The 22822-nt window shown below is 73.0% G+C and carries 21 protein-coding genes; 13 read left to right on the plus strand and 8 right to left on the minus strand.

Translation table 11 applies throughout. From position 1 onward, the window contains the following. Positions 1–66: 66 nt before the first annotated feature. A complete protein-coding gene (gene fahA, locus BMY40_RS17085) occupies positions 67–1299 on the minus strand; it encodes a fumarylacetoacetase (RefSeq protein WP_093660480.1) in 1233 nt (410 codons plus the stop codon). Positions 1300–1576: 277 nt separating this feature from the next. Between fahA and BMY40_RS17090 the strand changes: the two genes are divergently transcribed. The 4 genes from BMY40_RS17090 to BMY40_RS17105 all read left to right on the plus strand — a co-directional run bounded on the left by BMY40_RS17090 (position 1577) and on the right by BMY40_RS17105 (position 6180). Further along, positions 1577–2587, plus strand: coding sequence for a polyprenyl synthetase family protein (locus BMY40_RS17090; RefSeq protein WP_093660482.1), 1011 nt, complete (start codon positions 1577–1579; stop codon positions 2585–2587). Between the two features lie 276 nt (positions 2588–2863). Then, positions 2864–4117, plus strand: a complete 1254-nt coding sequence (locus BMY40_RS17095) for a LolA family protein (protein ID WP_093660484.1) — start codon at positions 2864–2866, stop codon at positions 4115–4117. Between the two features lie 100 nt (positions 4118–4217). After that, positions 4218–5177, plus strand: a complete 960-nt coding sequence (locus tag BMY40_RS17100) for an ABC transporter ATP-binding protein (protein WP_093660486.1) — start codon at positions 4218–4220, stop codon at positions 5175–5177. Then, complete coding sequence (locus tag BMY40_RS17105) at positions 5164–6180, plus strand: ABC transporter permease (RefSeq protein WP_093660488.1); 1017 nt, start codon at positions 5164–5166, stop codon at positions 6178–6180. Before BMY40_RS17100 ends, BMY40_RS17105 begins: the two co-directional genes overlap by 14 nt. 44 nt (positions 6181–6224) lie before the next feature. On the opposite strand, the gene BMY40_RS17110 is transcribed toward BMY40_RS17105, so the two are convergent. Next, a complete protein-coding gene (locus BMY40_RS17110) occupies positions 6225–6737 on the minus strand; it encodes a VOC family protein (RefSeq protein WP_177214042.1) in 513 nt (170 codons plus the stop codon). 58 nt (positions 6738–6795) lie between these two features. On the opposite strand from BMY40_RS17110, the gene BMY40_RS17115 reads away from it, so the two are divergent. Next, complete coding sequence (locus BMY40_RS17115) at positions 6796–7452, plus strand: CGNR zinc finger domain-containing protein (protein WP_245770147.1); 657 nt, start codon at positions 6796–6798, stop codon at positions 7450–7452. A 16-nt stretch (positions 7453–7468) separates the two neighbouring features. Here the strand turns inward: BMY40_RS17115 and BMY40_RS17120 are convergent, their stop codons facing one another. The 6 genes from BMY40_RS17120 to BMY40_RS17145 form a co-directional block, all read right to left on the minus strand. Next, positions 7469–8830, minus strand: coding sequence for a M28 family metallopeptidase (locus BMY40_RS17120; RefSeq protein ID WP_093660490.1), 1362 nt, complete (start codon positions 8828–8830; stop codon positions 7469–7471). Positions 8831–9061: 231 nt separating this feature from the next. Beyond that, positions 9062–10057 carry an EamA family transporter RarD gene (gene rarD / locus BMY40_RS17125; protein ID WP_425443134.1) on the minus strand — a complete coding sequence of 332 codons (996 nt, stop codon included), beginning with the start codon at positions 10055–10057 and terminating at the stop codon, positions 9062–9064. 285 nt (positions 10058–10342) lie between these two features. After that, entirely contained in the window at positions 10343–11449 is a 1107-nt protein-coding gene (locus BMY40_RS17130; RefSeq protein WP_093660494.1) for a 2-oxoacid:ferredoxin oxidoreductase subunit beta, read from the minus strand. Then, positions 11442–13352 carry a 2-oxoacid:acceptor oxidoreductase subunit alpha gene (locus BMY40_RS17135; protein ID WP_093660496.1) on the minus strand — a complete coding sequence of 637 codons (1911 nt, stop codon included), beginning with the start codon at positions 13350–13352 and terminating at the stop codon, positions 11442–11444. The genes BMY40_RS17130 and BMY40_RS17135 overlap by 8 nt, the downstream gene beginning before the upstream one ends. A gap of 228 nt (positions 13353–13580) precedes the next feature. Next, positions 13581–14252, minus strand: coding sequence for a response regulator transcription factor (locus BMY40_RS17140; protein WP_093660725.1), 672 nt, complete (start codon positions 14250–14252; stop codon positions 13581–13583). 95 nt (positions 14253–14347) lie between these two features. Further along, a complete protein-coding gene (locus tag BMY40_RS17145) occupies positions 14348–15688 on the minus strand; it encodes a sensor histidine kinase (RefSeq protein WP_093660498.1) in 1341 nt (446 codons plus the stop codon). A 210-nt stretch (positions 15689–15898) separates the two neighbouring features. Here BMY40_RS17145 and BMY40_RS17150 point away from each other — a divergent pair, with 210 nt between their 5' ends. The 8 genes from BMY40_RS17150 to BMY40_RS17185 are packed head-to-tail and all read left to right on the plus strand — an operon-like array spanning position 15899 to position 22812. Further along, positions 15899–16270, plus strand: a complete 372-nt coding sequence (locus BMY40_RS17150) for an NADH-quinone oxidoreductase subunit A (protein WP_093660500.1) — start codon at positions 15899–15901, stop codon at positions 16268–16270. Continuing rightward, entirely contained in the window at positions 16261–16965 is a 705-nt protein-coding gene (gene nuoB, locus BMY40_RS17155; protein ID WP_093660502.1) for a NuoB/complex I 20 kDa subunit family protein, read from the plus strand. Before BMY40_RS17150 ends, nuoB begins: the two co-directional genes overlap by 10 nt. Beyond that, entirely contained in the window at positions 16962–18056 is a 1095-nt protein-coding gene (locus BMY40_RS17160) for an NADH-quinone oxidoreductase subunit C (RefSeq protein WP_093660504.1), read from the plus strand. The genes nuoB and BMY40_RS17160 overlap by 4 nt, the downstream gene beginning before the upstream one ends. Then, positions 18053–19015: a complex I subunit 1/NuoH family protein gene (locus BMY40_RS17165; protein WP_093660506.1), complete on the plus strand. Its 963-nt coding sequence runs from the start codon at positions 18053–18055 to the stop codon at positions 19013–19015. The genes BMY40_RS17160 and BMY40_RS17165 overlap by 4 nt, the downstream gene beginning before the upstream one ends. Then, the gene (locus BMY40_RS17170; RefSeq protein WP_093660508.1) at positions 19015–19653 is read left to right on the plus strand and encodes a NuoI/complex I 23 kDa subunit family protein; all 639 of its coding nucleotides are present in this window, start codon (positions 19015–19017) and stop codon (positions 19651–19653) included. Before BMY40_RS17165 ends, BMY40_RS17170 begins: the two co-directional genes overlap by 1 nt. Then, positions 19650–20300 (plus strand): NADH-quinone oxidoreductase subunit J family protein, encoded by a 651-nt coding sequence (locus BMY40_RS17175; RefSeq protein WP_093660510.1) that lies wholly within the window; start codon positions 19650–19652, stop codon positions 20298–20300. The genes BMY40_RS17170 and BMY40_RS17175 overlap by 4 nt, the downstream gene beginning before the upstream one ends. Beyond that, entirely contained in the window at positions 20300–20737 is a 438-nt protein-coding gene (gene nuoK, locus BMY40_RS17180) for an NADH-quinone oxidoreductase subunit NuoK (protein ID WP_245770148.1), read from the plus strand. The genes BMY40_RS17175 and nuoK overlap by 1 nt, the downstream gene beginning before the upstream one ends. Further along, a complete protein-coding gene (locus BMY40_RS17185) occupies positions 20734–22812 on the plus strand; it encodes an NADH-quinone oxidoreductase subunit 5 family protein (RefSeq protein WP_093660512.1) in 2079 nt (692 codons plus the stop codon). Before nuoK ends, BMY40_RS17185 begins: the two co-directional genes overlap by 4 nt. The last annotated feature ends 10 nt before the right edge of the window (positions 22813–22822 follow it).

Here is a 22822-nt window from a genome sequence, read left to right on the forward strand (position 1 = left end):
GCAGCCGCGGCCGCCGGAAGGCGGGCACCGGCCGACTCCGGCCGACGCGCTACCGCGTCACCAGGGCTACCGGTCGGCGGCCGGGTGGATGCGGCCGGACACCTCGCCCAGGCCGATGCGGGAGCCGTTCGGGCCCGGTGCCCAGGCGGTGATGACGACCTCGTCGCCGTCCTCCAGGAACGTCCGCTTGCCGTCGGGGAGCTCGACCGGGTCGCGGCCGGACCAGGTCAGTTCCAGCAGGCAGCCGCGCTGGTGCACCTCCGGGCCGCTGACGGTGCCGGAGGCGAAGAGGTCTCCGGTGCGCAGCGAGGCACCGTTCACGGTCATGTGGGCGAGCTGCTGGGCGGCCGTCCAGTACATCGCGGAGAACGGCGGCTCGGCGATGGTGTGGCCGTTGAGGGAGACGGAGATCCGCAGATCCAGTCCGCCGGGCTCCCCGCCCGCGGAGTCCTCCAGGTACTCCAGCAGCGGGTGGGTGCGCTGCGGCGGCTCGGTGCGGGCGGCGTCGAGGGCGTCCAGCGGGGTGACCCAGGCCGAGACGGATGTCGCGAAGGACTTCCCCAGGAACGGGCCCAGCGGTACGTACTCCCAGGCCTGGATGTCGCGTGCCGACCAGTCGTTGACCAGGCAGACGCCGAAGACGTGCTCCCGGAAGGCCGCCTGCGGCACCGGTTCGCCCAGCCGGGAGGGGGTGCCGACGACGAAGCCGACCTCCGCCTCGATGTCCAGGCGGCGGGACGGGCCGAAGGAGGGGGAGGCCTCGTCGGGGGCCTTGCGCTGCCCCTGCGGACGGACGACGGGGGTGCCGGAGACCACGACGGTGCCCGAGCGGCCGTGGTAGCCGATCGGCAGGTGCTTCCAGTTGGGGGTGAGCGGTTCGCCGCCGGGACGGAAGATCCGCCCGACGTTGGTGGCGTGGTGCTCGCTGGCGTAGAAGTCGACGTAGTCGGCCACCTCGAAGGGGAGGTGGAGGGTGATGTCCTCGAGCCGGATCAGGCTGTGCGTGACGGTGCCGGCGTACTCGGGGGAGGTCAGCCAGGAGCGCAGTTCGGCGCGCACCGCCTGCCAGACCGGGCGGCCCGCCGCCATCAGGGGATTGAGGTTCGGCTTCTGGAGCAGGCCGGTGTGGGGCGAGCCGTGGGCGCCGGCCGCGGAGCCCGCGTCCAGGACGTAGTCGCCGTAGCGCACGCCGATCCGGGGCAGATCGGGGTCGTCCTCGGTGGTGAAGACGCAGTAGGGCAGGTTGTCCGGGCCGAAGAGGTGGTCTCCGGGCAGTTCGAGCGGGGTCGCGTCGGACATGGGTGAGGTGCCTCGCCTTCGAGGTCGTCGCCGGTCAGGGCCGCGAACAGGCTACGCGGTGGTGATCCGCGGCAGAAGCGACCCGCTGCGGGCCCGTGGAGGGCCGGGATGCGGCCTCCGTCACAGAGACAACGCGGCGGCTGTGATCGTCTCGGAACCGGCTACGCTGCCAGGGATGATGATGGTGACAGCGGCCCGGCGGTACGGCGACACACCGCGAAGGCCGCGACGAGCCGCGTGATCGTTCGCTGATCGTACGCAGACAGGAGTACCCCTCGTGACCGTCGTCGGGCCCTTCGGGCTGAGCGTGCGGGACCACGCGCTGGAAACCGATGTCCAGGCGGGGTTGGCGGCTGTCGAGGAGGGCCTCATCGAGGCCACCAAGAGCGGCGTGCCCTTCATAACGGAAGCCGCACAGCACCTGGTGCGGGCCGGCGGGAAGCGCTTCCGCCCGCTGCTGGTGATGCTGGCGGCGCAGTTCGGTGATCCCCACGCCCCCGGGGTGGTCCCCTCGGCGGTGGTCGTGGAGCTGACGCACCTGGCGACGCTCTACCACGACGACGTGATGGACGAGGCGAACGTGCGGCGCGGGGTGCCCAGCGCCAACGCCCGATGGGACAACTCCGTGGCCGTCCTCACCGGCGACTTCCTCTTCGCCCGGGCCTCCCACATCCTGGCCGACCTGGGCCCGGAGGCGGTCCGGATCCAGGCCGAGGCGTTCGAGCGGCTGGTGACCGGGCAGATCCTGGAGACGGCGGGACCGCAGGAGGGCGACGACCCGATCGCCCACTACCTCGACGTGATCGCGGGCAAGACCGGCTCGCTGATCGCGGTGGCCGGACGCTTCGGCGCGATGATGTCGGGCGCGGACGAGAACGTCGTCGACATCCTCACCCAGTACGGGGAGCGGATCGGCACCGCCTTCCAGCTGGCCGACGACGTGCTCGACATCGCCAGCGACTCCCACGAGTCCGGCAAGACACCCGGCACGGATCTGCGGGAGGGCATCGTGACGCTGCCGGTCCTGCGCCTGCGCGCCCGCGCGGCACGCGGCGGTTCGCCGGAGGACCTGGCCCTGTGCGCGCTGCTGGACGGCGATCTGACCGATGACGCCCGGCACGCGGAGGCACTGGCGGGGCTGCGCGCCCATCCGGCGCTGGAGGAGGCGCGGCGCGACACGATCCGCTATGCGGACGAGGCCCGCAACGCCCTGGCACCCCTGCCGGACTGCGCGGCCAAGGAGGCCCTCTCCTATCTGTGCGACTCGGTGGTCCACCGCGCGGGCTGACCGCGACGGAGGTTCCGTTTTCCCCGGCCCGGCCGGGTCCGTACGCCTCGGGGAGGGTGCTGCGGGCCGTACGCGCTGCCGGTGGGACGAGGTGGCGCCGGTGGTGTCATACCTCGGGAGTAGATCGGCTTGACCCTGTCGTCTGACGCCCTGTCCGGAGCAATTTGGTGGGATTGACACCGTCACCCCGCACCGGAATGGGTGAGAATGGCGGCCAGGGGTTGACGAGTGCGACGTACGGACCGACCGCCGCCGATCACGGAGGTAAGGGCACACATGGCACGGACCCGACCGATGAAGAAGGCGTTGCGTTACGCGGTGCCGGCCACCGTGGCCGGAGCGGCGGTGGCTGCCGTCGGCCTCGTACCGGCGCTGGCCAGTTCCGGCGGCAGCCCGGATCTGCCGGAGATCAGCGCCGAGGAGCTGGTCGCGAAGATCGCGGCCTCGGACACCCAGCAGCTGTCCGGGACGGTGAGGATCACCACCGATCTCGGTCTTCCCGCCCTGCCCGGCATGGGCTCGGGCGGCCACGGCGGCGGCAAGGAGGAGGGCGACGGGGACGGCGCCGGGAACGCCGACCCGCGCGGAAGGCTCGCCGAGCTGGCCTCCGGCTCCCACACCCTGCGCGTGGCGGTGGACGGGCCGGACAGACAGCGCCTCTCGATCGTGGAGAAGGCCGCGGAGTACAGCCTCATCCGCAACGGCGGCGATGTGTGGGCGTACGACAGCGCCACCGGCACCGTCCACCACACCGTTCTCCCGCGGGAGGCCGAGCGGGGCGCCGGCCGGGGCGAGACCCCCGGAGGGCTGGAGAAGGCAACCCCGCAGAAGGCCGCCCAGGAGGTGCTCAAGGCCGTCGACGCCACCACCTCGGTCACCGTCGACGGTACGGCGAAGGTCGCCGGGCAGAACGCCTACCAGCTGCTGATCGAGCCGAAGCAGCCGGAGAGCACGGTCGGGTCGGTGCGGATCGCGGTGGACGCGGACAGCGGTGTGCCGCTGAAGTTCACACTCACCCCCAAGGGCGGCGGAAAGGCCGCCGTCGACGTGGGTTTCACCGAGGTGGACTTCGCCAAGCCGGACGCCGGCACCTTCGAATTCAAGCCGCCGAAGGGCGCGAAGGTCACCGAGGAGAGGCTCGACGGCGCACCGAACGGCTCCGGCGAGTCGCCGCACAAGGAAGGCAGGGGAGACCACGGCAAGGGAGGCCGGGGCAAGGGCCCGGACGGTGCCGGGGGGCTGCCGTCCGGCCTGGAGGTCATCGGTGAGGGCTGGGGCTCGGTCGCCCGGATCGAACTGCCCGGCGGGGGCCCGGTGCCCGGTACGGACGCCGGGCGGGAGGCGGCACCCGAGGCGCGGAGGCTGCTCGACGGTCTCACCGAGGAGGTCAAGGGCGACTTCGGCACCGGCCGGTTCTTCGGCACCCGCCTCGTCAACGCCCTGATCACCGACGACGGCACCGTGTACGTCGGAGCCGTCACCCGCGAGGGCCTGGTCAAGGCGGCCGGCTCCGCCGACGCGGGCAGGTAGCGCGCCTGCCGCCCGGTCCCGCGGCCCACCGGCGAGGTGGCGCGGCGGGACCGGTGCGGCACCGCCCCACCGCGCCCTCCACTCGACCCGGGGAAGCACCATGCAGTCATCGCCCGCTTCGGACGCGGTCGTCGAGGCCCGCGGGCTCACCAAGCGGTACCGCGGTGGACAGCTCGCCGTGGACGGCCTCGACCTGGCGGTGCCGCGCGGCAGCGTCTTCGGCTTCCTGGGGCCCAACGGATCGGGCAAGACGACCACGATCCGGATGCTGCTCGGGCTGATCGGGCCCAGCGGCGGCAGCGCGCGGCTGCTGGGCGAGCCGATGCCTGACGCGGCCCGGCGGGTGCTGCCGCGGGTGGGCGCGCTGATCGAGGGCCCGGCGCCGTACGGCTTCCTCTCCGGCCGCGACAACCTGCTGCGCCTGGACGCTGCCGACCCGACCGCCGATCCCCGCACCCGTGCCGCCCGGGTGGGAGAGGCGCTGGAGCGGGTGGGGCTCACGGCCGCCGCCCGGAAGAAGGCACGGGCGTACTCGCTGGGCATGAAGCAGCGCCTCGGTCTGGCGGCGGCGCTGCTGCGGCCGCGTGAGCTGCTGGTGCTGGACGAGCCGACCAACGGGCTGGACCCCCAGGGGATGCGCGAGATCCGCTCCCTCGTGCGGGAACTCGCCGGCGACGGCACCACGGTCTTCCTCTCCTCACATCTGCTGGACGAGATCGAACAGGTCTGTACGCATGCGGCGGTCATGGCCCAGGGGCGGCTGCTGACGCAGGGGCCGGTGGCCGAACTGGCGGCCGGAGCCCGGGGCCGTCTGGCGGTCACCACCCCGGACACCGCGGACGCCGCACGGGTCCTGAAGGAGTACGGCGTGACCGATCCGACCGTCATCGGCGACCGCGTCACCGGTGAGCTTCCCCCCGCCGACCCGCCCGACCCGGCCGAGGTCAACGCCGCCCTGGTGCGGGCCGGGGTCCGGGTGAGGGCCTTCGGCACCGAGCGCGCCTCCCTGGAGGACGCCTTCGTGGCACTGACCGGGGAGGGCTTCGATGTCGCGGGCTGAACTGCCGCAGGACGAGCAGGCGGGACGTGCGGGGCACCGGGAGCACCCTGACCGCCCAGGGCTTCCAGGGCTTCATGGGCGTCCGGAGCGCGAAGCGGCGCGCGGTGAACCGGCGCCGGACCGGGACCGAGGGCTGGACGGGGCCCGGCGCCGCCCCGGTCCGCTGTGGACACTGGGCCTGTTCCGCAGCGAGCTGGGCGTCACCTTCCGCCGCTGGCGCACCCTGGCGTTGCTCGCCGTGCTGGCGGCCGTCCCGCTGCTGGTCGGGATCGCCGTGAGGATCGAGACCGGGGACGGCGGCTCGGCAGGCGGAGGTGGCGGTGGCGGTGAGGGACCCCCGTTCATCGGCCAGGTGACCAACAACGGACTGTTCCTGGTCTTCACCGCACTCGCCGCCACCCTCCCCTTCTTCCTCCCCATGGCGGTCGGGGTCGTCGCGGGTGACTCGGTCGCGGGCGAGGCGAGCGCGGGAACCCTGCGCTATCTGCTGGTCGCCCCGGCCGGCCGCACACGGCTGCTGCTCGCCAAGTTCACCGCCATCCTGGTCTTCTGCCTGGCGGCGACCCTGACCGTGGCGGTCTCCGCGCTGGCCACCGGAGCCCTGCTCTTCCCCCTGGGCGAGGTGACCCTGCTGTCCGGGACCACGGTCTCCCTCGCCGACGGGATGCTGCGAGCGGTGGCCATAGCGGTCGCCGTCGCCGTCTCACTGGTCGGTCTGGCGGCGCTGGGTCTGTTCGTCTCGACCCTGACCAACAGCGGTATCGCCGCCATGGCCACCACCGTCGGCCTGTTGATCACCGTGCAGATCCTCGGTGCGATCCCGCAGCTGGACGCGATCCACCCCTACCTCTTCCCCCATCACTGGATGTCCTTCGCCGACCTTCTGCGCGACCCCGTCTACTGGGACGACCTGCTCGACAACCTCCGTCTCCAGGGGCTGTACGCGGCCGTCTTCGGCTCCGCCGCGTGGGCCCGCTTCACCGCCCGGGACATCACGGTCTGAGTGGTGCCCCGGCCGGCGGCCGGATCCCCTCACGCCACGCAGACTCACGCCACGCAGAACTCGTTGCCCTCGGGATCGGCCATCACCGTCCACTCACCGCCCGGCTCCCGCACCTGCCGTATGACCGTCGCGCCCAGGCCCTCCAGCCGGGCGACGGTCTCCTCGCGCCGCCCGGGGCCCGAATGGACGTCGATGTGCAGGCGGTTCTTGACCGTCTTCGGCTCCGGGACGCGCTGGAAGAGCAGACGCCGCCCCAGCCCCGCACCGCTGTCGGGGTCGGCCGGGTCCTCCGGATGGCGTGCCGCCGCCAGGTCGCGCCAGGCACGGCGGCCATGGTGCTCGACCAGGATGTCCTCGCCCACGGCGCCGATTCCGAGCAGGCGCTCGATCAGGGTGCTGTTGTCCTCCACCCGGTAACCCAGGGCCGCGGCCCAGAAGTCGGCCTGCCGGTGCGGGTCCGCGCAGTCGATCACCAGCTTCCAGCCCAGCACCTCCCGGGCCCCGCCCGCTGCGCCCGTCTCGTCCGCTGTGACCGCACTGCCCGATGTCTCCGTCATCGCCCCGTCTCCCGTCCGCCGGACTTCCCTCTGACCTGTAACCAGTTATATTGGTTACGTGACGGAGTCCGCAACGGGTCTGGTGCTGCACTCACCCGAAGGGGTGCCCTACCGCTTCGATCCGGGATCCCTGTGCCTCGAACTGCTGCCGACGGGCGGCCCCGGGAGATACGCGCGCCACGAGGTGCTGCACGAGCCGGCGAACCTCGTGGTCTGGGCCGCCCGTTCCCGGCTGCGCCCCGCGCCCTCGATCGAGGTGACGGAGGCGGAGCTGGCCGCGGCCAGGGAGCTGCGCGCCGCGCTGTGGCGTATGGCGGTCGACCGGGCACACGGCCGCGCACCGCGCCCGCAGGACGTGGCGGCGGTCAACGAGGCCGCGTCCCACCCGCCGCTGCCGGTGCGTTTGCGGCAGGACGGCGGGCGGGGCTGGGCCAGGGAGTGGGGGCCGGGCGCGACCGGAGCGCATCTGCTCTCGACCGTCGCGCGCGACGCCGTCGACCTGTTCGGCGGCCCGTACGCCCACCGGGTACGGGAGTGCGCGTCGGACGACTGCCGTCTGGTCTTCGTGGACACCTCGCGTCCCGGCCGCCGCCGCTGGTGCTCGATGGAGCGCTGCGGCAACCGTCACAAGGTCCGGGCGCTGCGAGCCCGTCGCGAGGAGGGGGGAGCGGCCGCGGGCTCCCCGGACTCGGAGTCCGGGGAGCCCGGGAGGTGAAGGGGGGCCGGACGGGTCAGAAGGCGAGCCGCCAGCTGTCGATGTGGCCGGAGTCGGTGCGGTAGACGTCCTGGACGCGCAGCTTCCAGGTGCCGTTGGCCGTCTCGGAGGAGGCGTTGACGGTGTAGGTGGTGGTCACGTCGTCGCCCGAGTCCCAGGAGCTGTTCTTCAGCCGGTAGGTGCTCCCGTCCGGGGCCACCAGGTCGATGACGAGGTCGCCGCGGTAGGTGTGCTTGATGTCGACGCCGACCTCGAGGTCGCCCGGGGCGTTGCCGGAGAGGCCGGTGACGGAGATCGGGGACTCCACCGTGCCCGGGTCGGGGATCTGGTGGTCGTCCGTGTTCTCGAAGACGTCGCCGTCCGGCGGCGGCGGGGTGGCGGTGCCCGAGCTCAGCGTCCACACGGCGTGGGCGGCGGCGTCGCTGTTGCGGTCCAGGGCGGTGTCGTTGATGTTGGAGGTGGTGTCGCAGGAGGAGTGGTAGCAGCGGTCGAAGGCCTGCCCCGCGGTGCCGCCCCACTTCTGCGCCTGGGCGCTGGTCTTGACGCGTCCGGCACCGGTGAACAGCCCGCCGACGGGGACGCCCGCGCTCTTGAACGGGGCGTGGTCGGACCGTCCGTCGCCCTCCGTCTCGATCTCGGTCGGGACGCCCTTGGCGGCGAACCAGTCCTTGAAGACCTTCTCGATGGCCGGGTCGTCGTCGTAGACGAAGTAACCGGCGTTCGGCGAGCCGATCATGTCGAAGTTGAGGTAGCCGTCGATCTTCGACCGCTCCGTGGCGGGGAGGCTGTTGACGTAGTGCTTCGAGCCCACCAGCCCCAGTTCCTCGGCTCCCCACCAGGCGAACCGCAGGTGCTTGTCGGGCCGGTACCCGGCACGGGCCACGGCCAGGGCGGTCTCCAGGACGGCGGCGGAGCCGGAGCCGTTGTCGTTGATGCCGGCACCGCTGCTGACCGAGTCCAGGTGCGCCCCGGACATGAGGACGGCGCCGCTGTCGCCGCCGGGCCAGTCGGCGATCAGGTTGTAGCCGGTGGTCCCGTTGTAGGTGAACTGCTGGAGGGTGGTGGTGTAGCCGGCGGCGTCCAGCTTGCCCTTGACGTAGTCGATCGAGGCCCGGTAGCCGGGGCGGCCGTGGGCGCGGTTGCCGCCGTTGGCGTTCGCGATCGCCTGGAACTGCGAGAGGTGCGCCTTGACGTTGCTGAGCGGGATGTCCGGTGCCGCCGCGGCCGAGGCGGCACCGGCCGAGGTGGCGCCGGCCGCGGCCGGCGCGGTCGTCGCGGTGAGCAGCCCGGCGGCGAGCGCACCGGCGAGTCCGGCCCCGAGGACGGCGCGGTGGAGGGGGGATCTTCGGGGGAGCCGTCGTCCAGCGCGAGTGGGCATCATGCCTCCTGTGGGGGTTGACGTGAGCATGATGCTGATGTGGTGCCGGTGCGTCGTCAAGGGCGGAATCCGGACATAAGTGTCCGGATAACGGACGATTGTGCACTGACGTGCGGCCGCTCGGCGGCGTGCCGCGGAATGGCTGATTCCGGCCGTTCCCCCTTCAGGGTCTCCCGTGAGGGTTCTCCGGAGGGGGAACGGCCGGAGCCGACCGCGGCAGGTCTCCCGGAATCAGCCCTTCGCGGCGTCCGACGGCGTACCGGCCACCGCCGGGCGGTCCGTCCGGCGGCCGGGTTCCCCGGTCTCCCCGGGCCCCGAGTCCCCGGCCTTCCCGTCGCCCGTCCGCGACGCCCGTGCGGACGCCGCCGCCGCGGCGGCCGCCGCCCGCAGCCGTGCCCGCGAGCGGCGCGCGGTGCGCAGGGCGTCCCAGGTGAGCAGGCACAGCGCGGCCCAGACGAGCAGGAAGCCGGCCCAGCGCTCGGGCGGCATCTCCTCGTCGAAGGCCAGCAGGCCCAGCAGGAACATCGAGGCGGGTGCCAGGTACTGCAGCAGGCCGATCGTGGACAGCGGCAGCCGTACGGCCGCCCCGCCGAAGAAGATCAGCGGCAGCGCGGTCGCCAGTCCGGCGAGGGAGAGCAGCAGCGTGTGCCCGACGCCCTCGCTGGCGAAGGTGGCCTCGCCCCGCGAGCCCAGGAAGACCAGGAAGGCGGCCGCGGGCAGGAACTGCACGGCCGTCTCGGCCCCGAAGCTCGCCACCCCGTCCAGCCGGACGCCCTTCTTGATCAGGCCGTAGAGCGCGAAGGTGACGGCCAGGACGAGCGAGAGCCAGGGAAGCCGGCCGTACGCGACGGTCATCACCCCCACCGCCAGCGCCCCGATGCCGACGGCCACCCACTGGGCGGGCCGCAGCCGCTCGCGCAGCAGCAGGACGCCGAAGGCGATGGATATCAGCGGGTTGATGAAGTAGCCGAGCGACGCCTCGATGACCTTCCCGGTCCCCACGGCCCAGATGAACAGGCCCCAGTTCACCGAGATCAACCCGGCCGCCAGGACTATCAGCCCGAGCCTGCGGGGATCGCGCAGCAGCGGGCGCACCCACGCCCAGCGGCGCAGTGCGGCCAGGATGACCAGCGCGGTGGGCAGCGACCACACCATCCGGTGGGCCAGGACCTCGGTGGCGCCGGCGGGCTCCAGCAGCGCCCAGTACAGGGGGAGCAGACCCCACATCCCGTAGGCGGCGAAGCCGAACAACAATCCCGTGCGCTGCTCGCCCTGCGACTCCAACGTTCCTCCTCCGGGGGCGGCCGGTCCGACCGGACCGGCCTGTCTGGCCGACCTCAAGACGGTAGCGCCGTACGCCCCTGCTGTCATTCCCGTTCCGGCATACGGTGCTTACGTACCGTGCTCCGTCCCGCACACTCGGCGCACTCCGGCCGGACCCCGCGCCGCCGGGACGGCCGAGGGGCCGGTCCCGCCAGGCGGGACCGGCCCCTCACGCGGGCGGATGTGCCGTCAGCCCACGACCGTCCAGGTGTCGTTGCCGGACAGGAGCGCGCCGAGGTCGCCCTTGCCGTTCTGCACGACGGCCTTCTCCAGCTGCTCGGCCATCAGGCTGTCGTAGACCGGGCGGCGTACGTCGCGCAGGACGCCGATGGGGGTGTGGTGCAGGGTGTCGGCGTCGGCGAGCCGGGAGAGGGCGAAGGCGGTCGTCGGGGAGGCGGCGTGGGCGTCGTGGACCAGGACACCGTCGGTGCCCTCCACCGTGACGTCGATCACCTTCAGGTCTCCGGTGGCCTGGTCGCGGACCACGCCCTTGGAGCCCAGGCCGTCGCCTCCCCGCTCCGCCCCGAACGGCGCGCCGAAGCGGATCGGCTGTCCGTGCTCCAGCCGGATCACGGCCTCCAGCGCCTGCTCCTTGTCCTTCAGCGCCTCGAAGGCGCCGTCGTTGAAGATGTTGCAGTTCTGGTAGATCTCCACCAGGGCGGTGCCCGGGTGGTCGGCGGCCGCCCGCAGAACGCTCGTCAGGTGCTTGCGGTCGGAGTCGACGGTGCGGGCCACGAAGGAGGCCTCCGCGCCGATCGCCAGCGACACCGGGTTGAAGGGCGCGTCCAGCGAGCCCATCGGCGTCGACTTGGTGATCTTGCCCACCTCGGAGGTGGGGGAGTACTGGCCCTTGGTGAGTCCGTAGATCCGGTTGTTGAACAGCAGGATCTTCAGGTTCACGTTCCGGCGGAGCGCGTGGATGAGGTGGTTGCCGCCGATGGACAGCGCGTCGCCGTCACCGGTGACCACCCAGACCGACAGATCCGGCCGGGAGGATGCCAGCCCGGTGGCGATGGCCGGGGCGCGGCCGTGGATGGAGTGCATCCCGTAGGTGTTCATGTAGTACGGGAAGCGGGAGGAGCAGCCGATGCCGGAGACGAAGACGATGTTCTCCTTCGCCAGCCCGAGCTCCGGCATGAAGCCCTGGACGGCGGCCAGAACGGCGTAGTCACCGCAGCCGGGGCACCAGCGGACCTCCTGGTCGGACTTGAAGTCCTTCATCGTCTGCTTGCCGTCGGCCTTGGGGACCAGGGAGAGCGCCTCGAAGGTGGGCGCCTCCGTCGTGGTCTCAGCCATCGATGGCCTCCTTCAGAACGGTGGCGAGTTGCTCGGCCTTGAACGGCAGGCCGCGGACCTGCGTGAACGACTGGGCGTCGACCAGGTACTTCGCCCGCAGCAGGGTGGCCAGCTGCCCGAGGTTCATCTCGGGGACGATCACCTTGTCGTAGCGCTTCAGCACCTCGCCGAGATTCCCCGGGAAGGGGTTGATGTGACGTAGGTGGGTCTGGGCGACCTTCTCGCCGGCGGCGCGCAGGCGGCGCACCGCGGCGGTGATCGGCCCGTATGTCGAGCCCCAGCCCAGCACCAGCACCCTCGCGTCGCCGGTGGGGTCGTCGACGACGGCGTCCGGTACCTCGATGCCGTCGACCTTGGCCTGGCGGGTGCGGACCATGAAGTCGTGGTTGGCCGGGTCGTAGGAGATGTTGCCCGTGCCGTCCTGCTTCTCGATGCCGCCGATGCGGTGCTCCAGGCCCGGAGTGCCCGGGACGGCCCAGGGACGGGCCAGGGTCTGCGGGTCGCGCTTGTACGGCCAGAAGACCTCGGTGCCGTCCTCGGTGGTGTGGTTCGGCCCGGCCGCGAACTGCACCCGCAGGTCGGGCAGCTCGTCGGGCTCCGGGATCCGCCACGGCTCGGAGCCGTTGGCCAGGTAGCCGTCGCTCAGCAGGAAGACCGGGGTGCGGTACGTCAGCGCGATCCTGGCCGCGTCCAGCGCCGCGGTGAAGCAGTCGCCGGGGGTGGCCGGGGCGACGATCGGCACCGGGGCCTCGCCGTTGCGCCCGTACATCGCCTGGAGCAGGTCGGCCTGCTCGGTCTTGGTCGGCAGACCCGTGGAGGGGCCGCCGCGCTGGATGTCCACGATCAGCAGCGGCAGCTCCAGGGAGACCGCGAGCCCGATCGTCTCGGACTTCAGCGCGACGCCGGGGCCGGAGGTGGTGGTCACGGCCAGCGCACCGCCGAAGGCGGCGCCCAGCGCGGCGCCGATGCCCGCGATCTCGTCCTCGGCCTGGAAGGTGCGCACGCCGAAGTTCTTGTGGCGGCTCAGCTCGTGGAGGATGTCCGAGGCCGGGGTGATCGGGTACGAGCCCAGGTACAGCGGAAGGTCCGCCTGCTGAGACGCGGCGATCAGTCCGTAAGACAGCGCCAGGTTGCCGGAGATGTTGCGGTAGGTGCCCGGCGGAAAGGCGGCCGAGGCCGGGGCGACCTCGTAGGAGACGGCGAAGTCCTCGGTGGTCTCACCGAAGTTCCACCCCGCCCGGAAGGCGGTCACGTTCGCCTCGGCCACCTGCGGCTTCTTGGCGAACTTCCTGCGCAGGAAGGATTCGGTGCCCTCGGTGGGCCGGTGGTACATCCAGCTCAGCAGGCCCAGCGCGAACATGTTCTTCGCCCGCTCGGCGTCCCGGCGGGCCAGACCGGAGTCCTTCAGCGCCTCGATCGTCAGCGTCGTCAACGGCACCGGGTGGACGCGGTACGCCTCCAGCGAACCGTCCTCCAGCGGGCTGGCGGCGTAGCCGACCTTGGCCATCGCGCGCTTGGTGAACTCGTCGGTGTTGACGATGATCTCCGCGCCCCGCGGCAGGTCGCCGATGTTCGCCTTCAGCGCGGCCGGGTTCATCGCCACCAGCACGTCGGGCGCGTCACCGGGGGTGAGGATGTCGTGGTCGGCGAAGTGGAGCTGGAAGGACGACACCCCCGGCAGCGTCCCGGCGGGCGCCCGGATCTCGGCCGGGAAGTTGGGCAGCGTGGAGAGGTCGTTGCCGAACGACGCCGTCTCCGAGGTGAACCGGTCACCGGTCAGCTGCATACCGTCACCGGAGTCGCCGGCGAAACGGATGATGACCCGCTCCAGTCGCCGGACCTCCTTGGCCGGTGAGCCGGGCGAGCGCTGCTGATCGGCTGGGCTACTGACCTGGCTGGTCACTGGACTGGGACCTCCCTTGAGGCGGCGGCTCGTCAGCCATCGTACGTGGGTAAGGGTGACCTTCCTGCGGTCGGTCACATGCTGGACGTTCGGATGAGACGACACTCAGGGGCGTGCGCATATTCCGGCGGTGTCCTGGAGCCCCTCTGGAGCCCCGGCGCGGCTGTGCCTCCCGCCGGCGGTTTCCTCCCCGGCCGCGCCGCCCACCGGGCCGGGACCGCCGCCGGACTACGACTTCAGATACGTCAGCACGGCCAGCACCCGGCGGTGGTCCTCGCCGCCCGGCGCCAGGCCCAGCTTGAGGAAGATGTTGCCGACGTGCTTCTCCACCGCTCCGTCGCTGACCACGAGCTGCCGGGCGATCGCGGAGTTCGTGCGGCCCTCGGCCATCAGCCCCAGCACCTCGCGCTCGCGCGGTGTGAGCCCCGCCAGCACGTCCTGCCTGCGGCTGCGGCCCAGCAGCTGCGCGACCACCTCCGGGTCGAGCGCCGTGCCGCCGCGGGCCACCCGGACCACCGCGTCCGCGAACTCGCGGACGTCGGCGACCCGGTCCTTGAGCAGATAGCCCACACCCCGGCCCGAGCCCGCCAGCAGCTCGGTGGCGTACTGCTCCTCCACGTACTGCGACAGCACCAGAACCGCCAGGCCCGGATGGCGGGTGCGCAGCCGGACGGCCGCCCGCAGCCCCTCGTCGGTGTGCGACGGCGGCATCCGCACGTCCGCCACAACCACGTCCGGCGGCTCGCCCGCGTCGGCCAGCTCGCCGACGACCTTCACCAGCGCCTCGCCGTCGCCGACACCCGCGACGACCTCGTGGCCGCGGTCGTCCAGCAGGCGCGTCAGACCCTCCCGGAGCAGTACCGAGTCCTCGGCGATGACCACCCGCACCCTGTCCTCCACGTCCCCCACGGTTCCTCGCTCCCCCGTCGTCCGAGTCCTGTGCACAGCATCCCAGGACCGGGACCCGGCGGCGCGGGGGCTGTGGAAAACCGGGGTCAGCCGCCCGCCGGATCGCGCCAGGGCAGCTCGGCGGTGACGGTGGTGGGCCCGCCGTCGGGGGAGTCCACCAGGAGGAGGCCGTCGACGGAGCCCAGGCGCTCGGTGAGGCCGGCCAGACCGGTGCCGCGATCGGCGCGGGCCCCGCCGCGGCCGTCGTCGGCGACCCGGACGAGGAGGCGGTCGCCGGAGCGCCACACGTCGACCGAGGCCCCGGTGGCGCCGCTGTGCTTGCCGACGTTCTGGAGGAGTTCGGAGACGGTGAAGTAGGCGATGCCCTCGATGGCGGGCGCGGGGCGGGCGGGGAGGTCCACGGAGACGGTCACGGGGACGGTGCAGCGGGCGGCGACGTCGGACAGCGCGGGGTCCAGGCCGCGATCGGTGAGGATGGCGGGGTGGATGCCGCGGGCGAGGTCGCGGAGCTCGGCGAGGGCGAGTTTCACCTCGCCGTGGGCCTCGTCGACCATTCTGGCGGCGGCCTGCGGGTCCTCCAGCAGCTTCTCCCTGGCCAGCCCGAGGCCCATGGCCAGGGAGACCAGGCGGGCCTGCGCCCCGTCGTGGAGGTCGCGCTCGATACGGCGCAGATCGGCGGAGGCGGTGTCGGCCACTGCCCGCCGGCCCGACTCCAGCTCCGCGATGCGCCGCTCCAGCTCGTCCGAGGGCGACAGCAGCGAGCGCACCATCACCCGGTCCACATGGGTCAGCCCGCGCGCCAGCCACGGCAGGGCGGGCCAGGCGACGAAGAGCGAGGCGAGGCAGACGGTGAAGGTGGCGATGCCCCAGGGCAGGCGGACGAAGGAGTAGAGCGCGTGCCGCCAGCCGACCGGGTCCTTCAGGCTCGTCCACAGCCAGGGGAAGAAACCGCCGTGCACCCGGTGCCGGATCGGCGTCGGCTCCTCGACCCGCACCCCGAGCAGCAGCCGCGCGCGGGCCCGTTCCGCCCTGCCGAACAGACGGCAGCCCACCAGGCCCAGAGCCAGCACCGGAAGCCCCACGACCGTGACCGACAGCAGCAGGCCGCAGTAGACCCACACGGAGACGTAGAGGAAGCCCGCTATGTCCATCGGCAGGTTGAGCAGCAGGTGCGCGATCTCCTTCCAGGTCCGCGCGCCGAGCGGGGCCCGCGGCGGGGGCAGCCGGTCGTCCTCGCCGGTCCGGGGGGCTTCGGCGGCCCCGCCGGTCCGTGCGGCCTCGGCGGCCTGCCGGACGTGAGGGGGGCCCGGCACACCCGGTGTGACCGATGTCTCCGGGGCGTCCGCCGCCTCCGCGGCGACAGGGGCGTACGGGGCGTGCGGGCCGTCGGGCGCGGCGCGGCCGGAGGTCGGGGGGCTCGCGGTCATGGGCACAAGACTGCCGGGCGCCGGGGGCGCGCCGCCATGGGGTTCGTGGGCGGTGCGCGGTGGGGTTAACCCCACCACCGGGCGGGGACGCGGCCGAGGCCGGGCGCGGGTGTGGCGGAGGCCCGCTTCCGTGCGCGGGCCCAGGGCCTAGACTCCCCTTCCGAACGGAGCGTCGTAACCGATGCGAACACCACACAGCGAGGGGCGGACGTGCCGGACTACTTCCACGGCTACGCGGTCGTCGGGCTGGTCGCGGTCGTCGGGGTGCTCTTCGTGGCGGCGGCCTTCGGCGCCGGGCGGCTGTTGCGGCCCGTGGTGCCGACGCCGGAGAAGCTGCTGACCTACGAGTGCGGGGTGGACCCCGTCGGCGAGGGCTGGGCGCACACCCAGATCCGCTACTACGTGTACGCCTTCCTCTACGTCGTCTTCGCCGTCGACTCGATCTTCCTCTTCCCCTGGGCGACGGTCTTCGCCGAGCCCGGTTTCGGCGGAGTGACACTGGTGGAGATGTTCGTCTTCCTCGGCTTCCTGGCCGTGGGACTGCTCTACGCCTGGAAGAAGGGCGTTCTGGCATGGACGTGAACCCCCGGATCCCCCGGACCCCCGACACTCCTGACACCCCCGGCACCCCCGTCTCCGCCGTCCTGCCGGAGCCCCGCCGCCTGGGCGGACTGGCCCGGCTCGCCCCCGAGCCGATGAAGGTGGTCCTCAACTGGGGCCGCCGCTACAGCCTGTGGGTCTTCAACTTCGGGCTGGCCTGCTGCGCGATCGAGTTCATCGCCGCGTCGATGTCCCGCCACGACTTCATCCGCCTCGGCGTCATCCCCTTCGCGCCGGGGCCGCGCCAGGCCGACCTGATGGTCGTCTCGGGCACGGTCACCGACAAGATGGCCCCGGCGATCAGGCGGCTGTACGAGCAGATGCCCGAGCCGAAGTACGTGATCTCCTTCGGCGCCTGCTCCAACTGCGGCGGCCCCTACTGGGACTCGTACTCCGTCACCAAGGGCGTGGACCAGATCATCCCGGTCGACGTCTACGTGCCCGGTTGCCCGCCCCGGCCCGAGGCGCTGCTCCAGGGCATCCTCAAGCTCCAGGAGAAGATCGCCGGCGAGTCGACGGCCGAGCGCTACGGGAACGCCTCCGGGTCCGCGCCGGCAGGGCCGTCCGCCCCGGCCGGTCCTGCCGCGCAGCCGGGCCCCTCGGCAGCGGCCCTGACCAGCGGCCTGGTCGCACCGCCCCCGCCTCCGGGCCCGGCACCGGGGGAGGAGCGCGCATGACCGGGCAGAACCCACCGGACCCGCGGCCGTCCGCCGCCGGATGGCTGCCCCGGCCCGCCGAGGAGATCTTCGGCGAGGGCGCGAGCGCGGCCGAGGCGTACGGGCTGCTGACCGCCGACGTGCCGGCCGTCCGCTGGACCGAGGCGCTGACCACCGCGCGCGACGAGCTGGGCTGCACGTTCTTCGACTGGCTGAGCGCCGTGGACGAGCCGGGCGAGGGCTTCCGCATCTGCGCGCACCTGGCCGCGCTGGGCACACCGGTCCGGCGGCTGCTGCTGCGGACGACCGTGCCGCACGGGAGTCCAGAACTGCCCACCGCCACCGGTGTGTACGCCGGGGCCGCCTGGCACGAGCGGGAGACGCACGAGATGTTCGGCGTCTCCTTCACCGGCCACCCGAACCCGGCCCCGCTGCTGCTGCCCGACGGTTTCGAGGGGCATCCGCTGCGCAAGGACTTCGTGCTGGCGGCCCGTGTCGCCAAGGCGTGGCCCGGAGCCAAGGAGCCCGGCGAGCCCGCGGAGGGCGGCCCGAGGCGGCGGCAGACACTGCCGCCCGGTGTGCCCGACCCGAACGAGTGGGGCCCGCTCAAGGGGCAGCTCCCCGCGCCCCCCGCCGCCCGCCCGGCACGCGGCCGGGCGGCGGGCGCCGCGGGGGAGCGGCCCCCGCGGCGCACCCGCAGCGCGAGCGCCGGCTCCGCGAGCCAGCGCGCCGCCGGAGCGGCCTCCCCGGAGGCCGCCGCGCCGCGCCGCTCCCGGAGCGCGAGCGAAGGCTCGGCCAGTCAGCGGGCCGCCGCGGAGCCGGGGCGGCGCAGTACGGACGCACCCTGGCTCAAGCCGGTGGAGCCTTCCGGCGAGACCTCGGCCGAGGCCGCCCGCCGCGTCCACGCGACGGACGAGCGGACGGAGGTCCCGCTCGGCGAGGGCGGCGGCGCCTCGGCGGCGAACGCCCCCGAGGGCGACGCCCCGGAACCGGATCGCGAGGCCTCGCGGGAGCCCGGCACCGGCGGCACCGGCAGCGGCGGCACCGGCAGCGGTGATGAGGGTGCCGGTGACAGCGGTACCGGGGACGGAACGACGGGAGGCGGTGCCTGATGGACGTGCTCGACGTCGCCTGGCGGCTGCTTGCCGTCCTGCTCGCCTTCCTCGTCCTGCCCCTGGTGGTGGGTCAGGCCGAGCACAAGGTGATGGCCCACATGCAGGGCCGCGTCGGCCCGATGTACGCGGGAGGCTTCCACGGCTGGGCCCAGCTCGTCGCCGACGGCGTGAAGTTCGCGCAGAAGGAGGACGTCGTACCGGCCGACGCCGACCGCCGCGTCTTCCAGCTCGCGCCGGCCGTCGCCCTGATCCCCTACCTCCTCGTGCTGATCGCCATCCCGGTCGGCCCGGACGGCATGGTCGGCCAGGCGATCGACGCGGGGATCTTCTTCGTGCTCGCCGTGATGGGCGTCGGTGTGCTCGGCTCCCTGATGGGCGGCTGGGCCTCGGCCAACAAGTTCTCCCTCCTGGGGGGTCTGCGCACCGCCGCCCAGCTCATGGCGTACGAGCTGCCGCTGCTGCTGGCCGCCGCCTCCGTCGCCATGGCCGCCGGGACGCTCTCGCTGCCCGGCATCCTGGAGGCGTTCGAGTGGTGGTGGGTGCCGTGGCAGATCATCGGCGCCCTGGTCTTCTTCACCGCCGGGCTCGCCGAGCTCCAGCGCCCGCCCTTCGACGCCCCCATCGCCGACTCCGAGATCATCTTCGGTGCGTACACCGAGTACACGGGCCTGCGCTTCGCACTCTTCCTGCTCGCCGAGTACGCGGGCATCGTCGTGCTGTGCGCCCTGACCACGGTGCTGTTCCTGGGCGGCTGGCACGGGCCGTTCGCCGCCGACCTCGGCTGGCTGTGGACGCTCCTGAAGACCTCCGTCCTCGCCTTCGTCGTCATCTGGCTGCGGGTGAGCTACCCCCGGCTGCGCGAGGACCAGCTCCAGAGGCTCGCCTGGACCGTGCTCGTCCCCCTGGCCCTCTTCCAGATCGCGCTCACCGGCGTCGTCAAGGTGGTGATCCAGTAATGGCCGTTCCCGGCAGCGGCCTGGCCAAGGGCCTGGCCGTCACCCTCCGCACCATGACCCGGCGCTCGGTCACCGCGCACTACCCGGACGTCCGGCCCGAGCTGCCCGCCCGCAGCCGCGGGGTGATCGGGCTGTTCGAGGAGAACTGCACGGTGTGCATGCTGTGCGCCCGTGAGTGTCCCGACTGGTGCATCTACATCGACTCCCACAAGGAGACGGTGCCGCCCGCCGCTCCGGGAGGGCGCGAGCGCAGCCGCAACGTCCTGGACCGCTTCGCCATCGACTTCTCCCTGTGCATGTACTGCGGCATCTGCATCGAGGTCTGTCCCTTCGACGCGCTCTTCTGGTCGCCGGAGTTCGAGTACGCCGAGACGGACATCCGCGATCTCGTCCACGAGCGGGACCGGCTGCGCGAGTGGATGTGGACCGTGCCCGCCCCGCCGCCGCTCGACCCGGCCGCGGAGGAGCCCAAGGAGATCGCCGCCGCCCGCAAGGCCGCCGAGAAGCAGCTCGCCGCCGGAGCCCGCAGCCGCGAGGCCGGGCAGCAAGAGGCCGGGCAGCAAGAGGCCGGTCGGCACGGGACCGGGCAGCACGAAGCCGGGCAGCCGGGGACACCGCAGCGGGACGGTGACGCGTGAGCGCCACCGCGAACCTCGCCGCCTCCGCCGCGGCCGTCTCCGGCACCCCCGGCTTCCTGTCGCCCACCGGCGTCGAGATCCTCTTCCTGCTCGTCGGCCTCCTCACCCTCGGCGCCGCGATCACCGCCGTCACCACCCGGCAACTGGTGCACGCCGCCCTGTGGCTGGTGGTGGCACTCGGCGGGATCGCCGTCGAGTACCTGCTGCTGTCCGCCGAGTTCATCGCCTGGGTGCAGGTCCTGATCTACGTCGGAGCCGTCGTCGTCCTCCTCCTGTTCGGACTGATGCTCACCAGGGCGCCCATCGGCCGCTCGCCGGACGCCGACTCCGGCAACCGCCCCGTCGCCCTCGCGGTCGCCGTCACCGCCGCGGCCGTCCTGGTCACCGTCGTGGTGGACGCCTTCCGCACCACCTGGATCGACCTGGAGGACGGCGCACCGCAGGGCACCACCGACGTCACCGGCAGGATCCTCTTCCAGCACTGGGTGCTCCCCTTCGAGGCCCTCTCCGTCCTGCTGCTCGCGGCCCTCGTCGGCGCGATCGTCCTCTCCCGCCGCGAGAACGGACGGAACGGGACCGGCGGCGACGGCGACGGCGACGGCGGCACCGGGAGCGGAACCCGGGCCGCGGGCGGGGGAGAGCGCTGATGCATCTCGCCTACCCCGCCGTCCTGGCGGTCCTCCTCTTCTGCACCGGTCTGTACGGCGTCCTCGCCCGGCGCAACGCGATCCTCGTCCTGATGTCGGTCGAGCTGATGCTCAACGCCGTCAACCTCAACCTCGTCGCCTTCGACGTCTGGCTCCGCGACACCCTCCACGCGGGCCAGGCCCTCACCCTCTTCACCATCACCATCGCCGCCGCCGAGATCGGCATCGGCCTCGCCATCGTGCTGCTCGTCCACCGCAACCGGGGCACCTCCCACATCGACCGGCTCCGCGACCTCGCCGAAACCGACCGGACCGCTACCGACAGTGACGAAGCCACTGTGGCAGACGCCACCGACAATCCCGTCGGCAGCCCTGCGGGCGACCCCGCCGGAAGACCCACCGACACGCGCCTGACCAGGGGAGAGGCCACCGCGTGAGCACCACGACCCTCGCCGTCCTCGTCCCGCTGCTGCCCTTCCTCGGCGCCCTCGCCGGACTCCTCCTCGGCCGCCGCGCCCCCGCCTACGTCCGCCCCCTGGCCGTCCTGCCCACCCTCACCTCGGCCGCCCTCGCCACGGCCGTCGCCGTACGCCAGGGCGGGGAAGGCGCACTGACCGGCGCGACCCGGCTGACCCCCACCGGCAACGACGCCCTCCCCGTCGAACTCGCCTTCCACCTCGACGGCTTCGCCGTCCTCGTGGCCGTCCTGGTCGCCGCCGTCGCCTCCTGTGTGCAGATCTACTCCACCGGCTACCTCCGCGACGACCCGCGCTACCCCTCCTACGCCGCGCTGGTCTCCCTCTTCACGGCCGCGATGCTGCTGGTCGTCTACAGCGACGACCTGATCGTGCTGCTGGTCGGCTGGGAGGTCATGGGCATCTGCTCGTACTTCCTGGTCGGCCACTACTGGGAGACGGCCGCCGCGCGCTCCGCCTCCCTCAAGGCGTTCCTCGTCACCAAACTCGGCGACGTGCCGTTCATCATCGGCATCCTGGCGCTGGCCTCCGAGGCCGGCACCTTCCGGATCAGCACCATCGTGACCCGGCTGACCTCTCCGCTGTCCGGCTTCGAGCTGGAGCACCCCACCGTCATCGCGCTGCTGCTGCTCGCGGGCGTCGCGGGCAAGTCCGCCCAGTTCCCGCTGCACACCTGGCTGCCGGACGCGATGGCGGGCCCGACGCCGGTCTCCGCGCTGATCCACGCCGCCACCATGGTCGCGGCCGGCGTCTACTTCGTCGCGCGGCTGCTGCCCGTCTTCACCTCCTCCGCCGCCGCGCTCGCCGTCCTGGCCGCGATGGCGGCGGTCACCATGGTCGGCTCGGCGCTCGCCGCCCTCGCCCAGGACGACATCAAGCGGGTCCTGGCCTACTCCACCGTCGGCCAGCTCGGCTACATGACCGGCGCCCTGGCGGTCGCCGACCGCGGCGCGGCCGTCTTCCACCTCATCTCCCACGGCGTGTTCAAGGCGCTGCTCTTCCTCGCGGCGGGTGTGCTCATCCACGCGGCCGGCACCAACTCCCTGGCCGCGATGTCCCGCACCGGCGGTCTGGCCGGGCGGGCGCCGGACGCCTACTGGACGATGACCGTCGCCCTGCTGGCGCTGGCCGCCGTGCCCCCCTTCGCCGGCTTCTTCTCCAAGGAGGCCGTCCTCGCCGCCGCCGAGCACGCCGCCCTCGACCCCGCCGGCGGGGCCGCCCACACGGTCCCGCCCGCCGTGGGCTGGACGGTCCTGCTCGCCGGGCTGCTGACCGCCGCGCTCACCGCCGCGTACGCCACCAGGCTGTGGCTGCTGGCCTTCCACGGCCGCGGCTTCGCCGCGCCCGGGGAGAGCACCGCGTCCGGGGAGAGCGCCGAGCCCGGCGGGAACACCGCGCCCGGCCACGCCAGGCAGCCGGCGGTCATGAACGCGGTGCTGTGGGCGCTGGCCGGGCCGACCATCGCCGTCGGGCTGCTCCACGGCGCCCTGCCCGACTGGTTCGACGGCCGCACCCTCGCCCCCACCCTCACCACCTCCGTGCTGGGAACCGGCCTGGCCGCCGCCGGCATCGTGGTGATGTACGCGGCCTGGCGGCACAGCACCGCCACCGCCGCCGCCCGTGCCCCGCTCGGAGCCGTCGCCGCCCACCCGGAGGCCGAGCCGGCGGTCTCCGAGGCCGAGGCCATCGCCACCCACCGGGCGGTCTACGGCGACATCGCCGCCGCCGTCGACCCGGCCGACCCCGGCCGGCTCCTCCTCGGCCCGCTGCACCGCCACGCCGCCCGCGGCTTCCACCTCGACGCCCTCTACGCGGCCGTCGCCGTACGCCCGGTCCTGGCCGCGGCACGGCTGGTGCGGTTCCTCGACCGCGAGGTCGTCGACACCTACGTGCGCGGCGCCGGCGGCACCGCCCGGCTGCTGGGCGCGGCCGTGCGCCGCGCCCAGACCGGCAACGTGCAGACCTATCTCGGTCTCCTGCTCGCCGGCTCCCTCGTCCTGGCCGTGGCCGCCGCCCTCGTCGCCGCCGGAGCGTGACCAGTGATCC

The sequence above is a fragment of the Streptomyces radiopugnans genome (assembly GCF_900110735.1).
GTDB classification, from domain to species: Bacteria; Actinomycetota; Actinomycetes; order Streptomycetales; family Streptomycetaceae; genus Streptomyces; species Streptomyces radiopugnans.

Excerpts from the sequence above, each read along its gene's own strand:
- fahA (WP_093660480.1), bottom strand. The coding sequence starts at position 1,299 with ATGTCCGACGCGACCCCGCTCGAACTGCCCGGAGACCACCTCTTCGGC.
- BMY40_RS17095 (WP_093660484.1), top strand. The coding sequence starts at position 2,864 with ATGGCACGGACCCGACCGATGAAGAAGGCGTTGCGTTACGCGGTGCCG.
- BMY40_RS17100 (WP_093660486.1), top strand. The coding sequence starts at position 4,218 with ATGCAGTCATCGCCCGCTTCGGACGCGGTCGTCGAGGCCCGCGGGCTC.
- BMY40_RS17105 (WP_093660488.1), top strand. The coding sequence starts at position 5,164 with ATGTCGCGGGCTGAACTGCCGCAGGACGAGCAGGCGGGACGTGCGGGG.
- BMY40_RS17110 (WP_177214042.1), bottom strand. The coding sequence starts at position 6,737 with ATGACGGAGACATCGGGCAGTGCGGTCACAGCGGACGAGACGGGCGCA.
- BMY40_RS17120 (WP_093660490.1), bottom strand. The coding sequence starts at position 8,830 with ATGCCCACTCGCGCTGGACGACGGCTCCCCCGAAGATCCCCCCTCCAC.
- rarD (WP_425443134.1), bottom strand. The coding sequence starts at position 10,057 with ATGTGGGGTCTGCTCCCCCTGTACTGGGCGCTGCTGGAGCCCGCCGGC.
- BMY40_RS17130 (WP_093660494.1), bottom strand. The coding sequence starts at position 11,449 with ATGGCTGAGACCACGACGGAGGCGCCCACCTTCGAGGCGCTCTCCCTG.
- BMY40_RS17145 (WP_093660498.1), bottom strand. The coding sequence starts at position 15,688 with ATGACCGCGAGCCCCCCGACCTCCGGCCGCGCCGCGCCCGACGGCCCG.
- nuoB (WP_093660502.1), top strand. The coding sequence starts at position 16,261 with ATGGACGTGAACCCCCGGATCCCCCGGACCCCCGACACTCCTGACACC.
- BMY40_RS17160 (WP_093660504.1), top strand. The coding sequence starts at position 16,962 with ATGACCGGGCAGAACCCACCGGACCCGCGGCCGTCCGCCGCCGGATGG.
- BMY40_RS17170 (WP_093660508.1), top strand. The coding sequence starts at position 19,015 with ATGGCCGTTCCCGGCAGCGGCCTGGCCAAGGGCCTGGCCGTCACCCTC.
- nuoK (WP_245770148.1), top strand. The coding sequence starts at position 20,300 with ATGCATCTCGCCTACCCCGCCGTCCTGGCGGTCCTCCTCTTCTGCACC.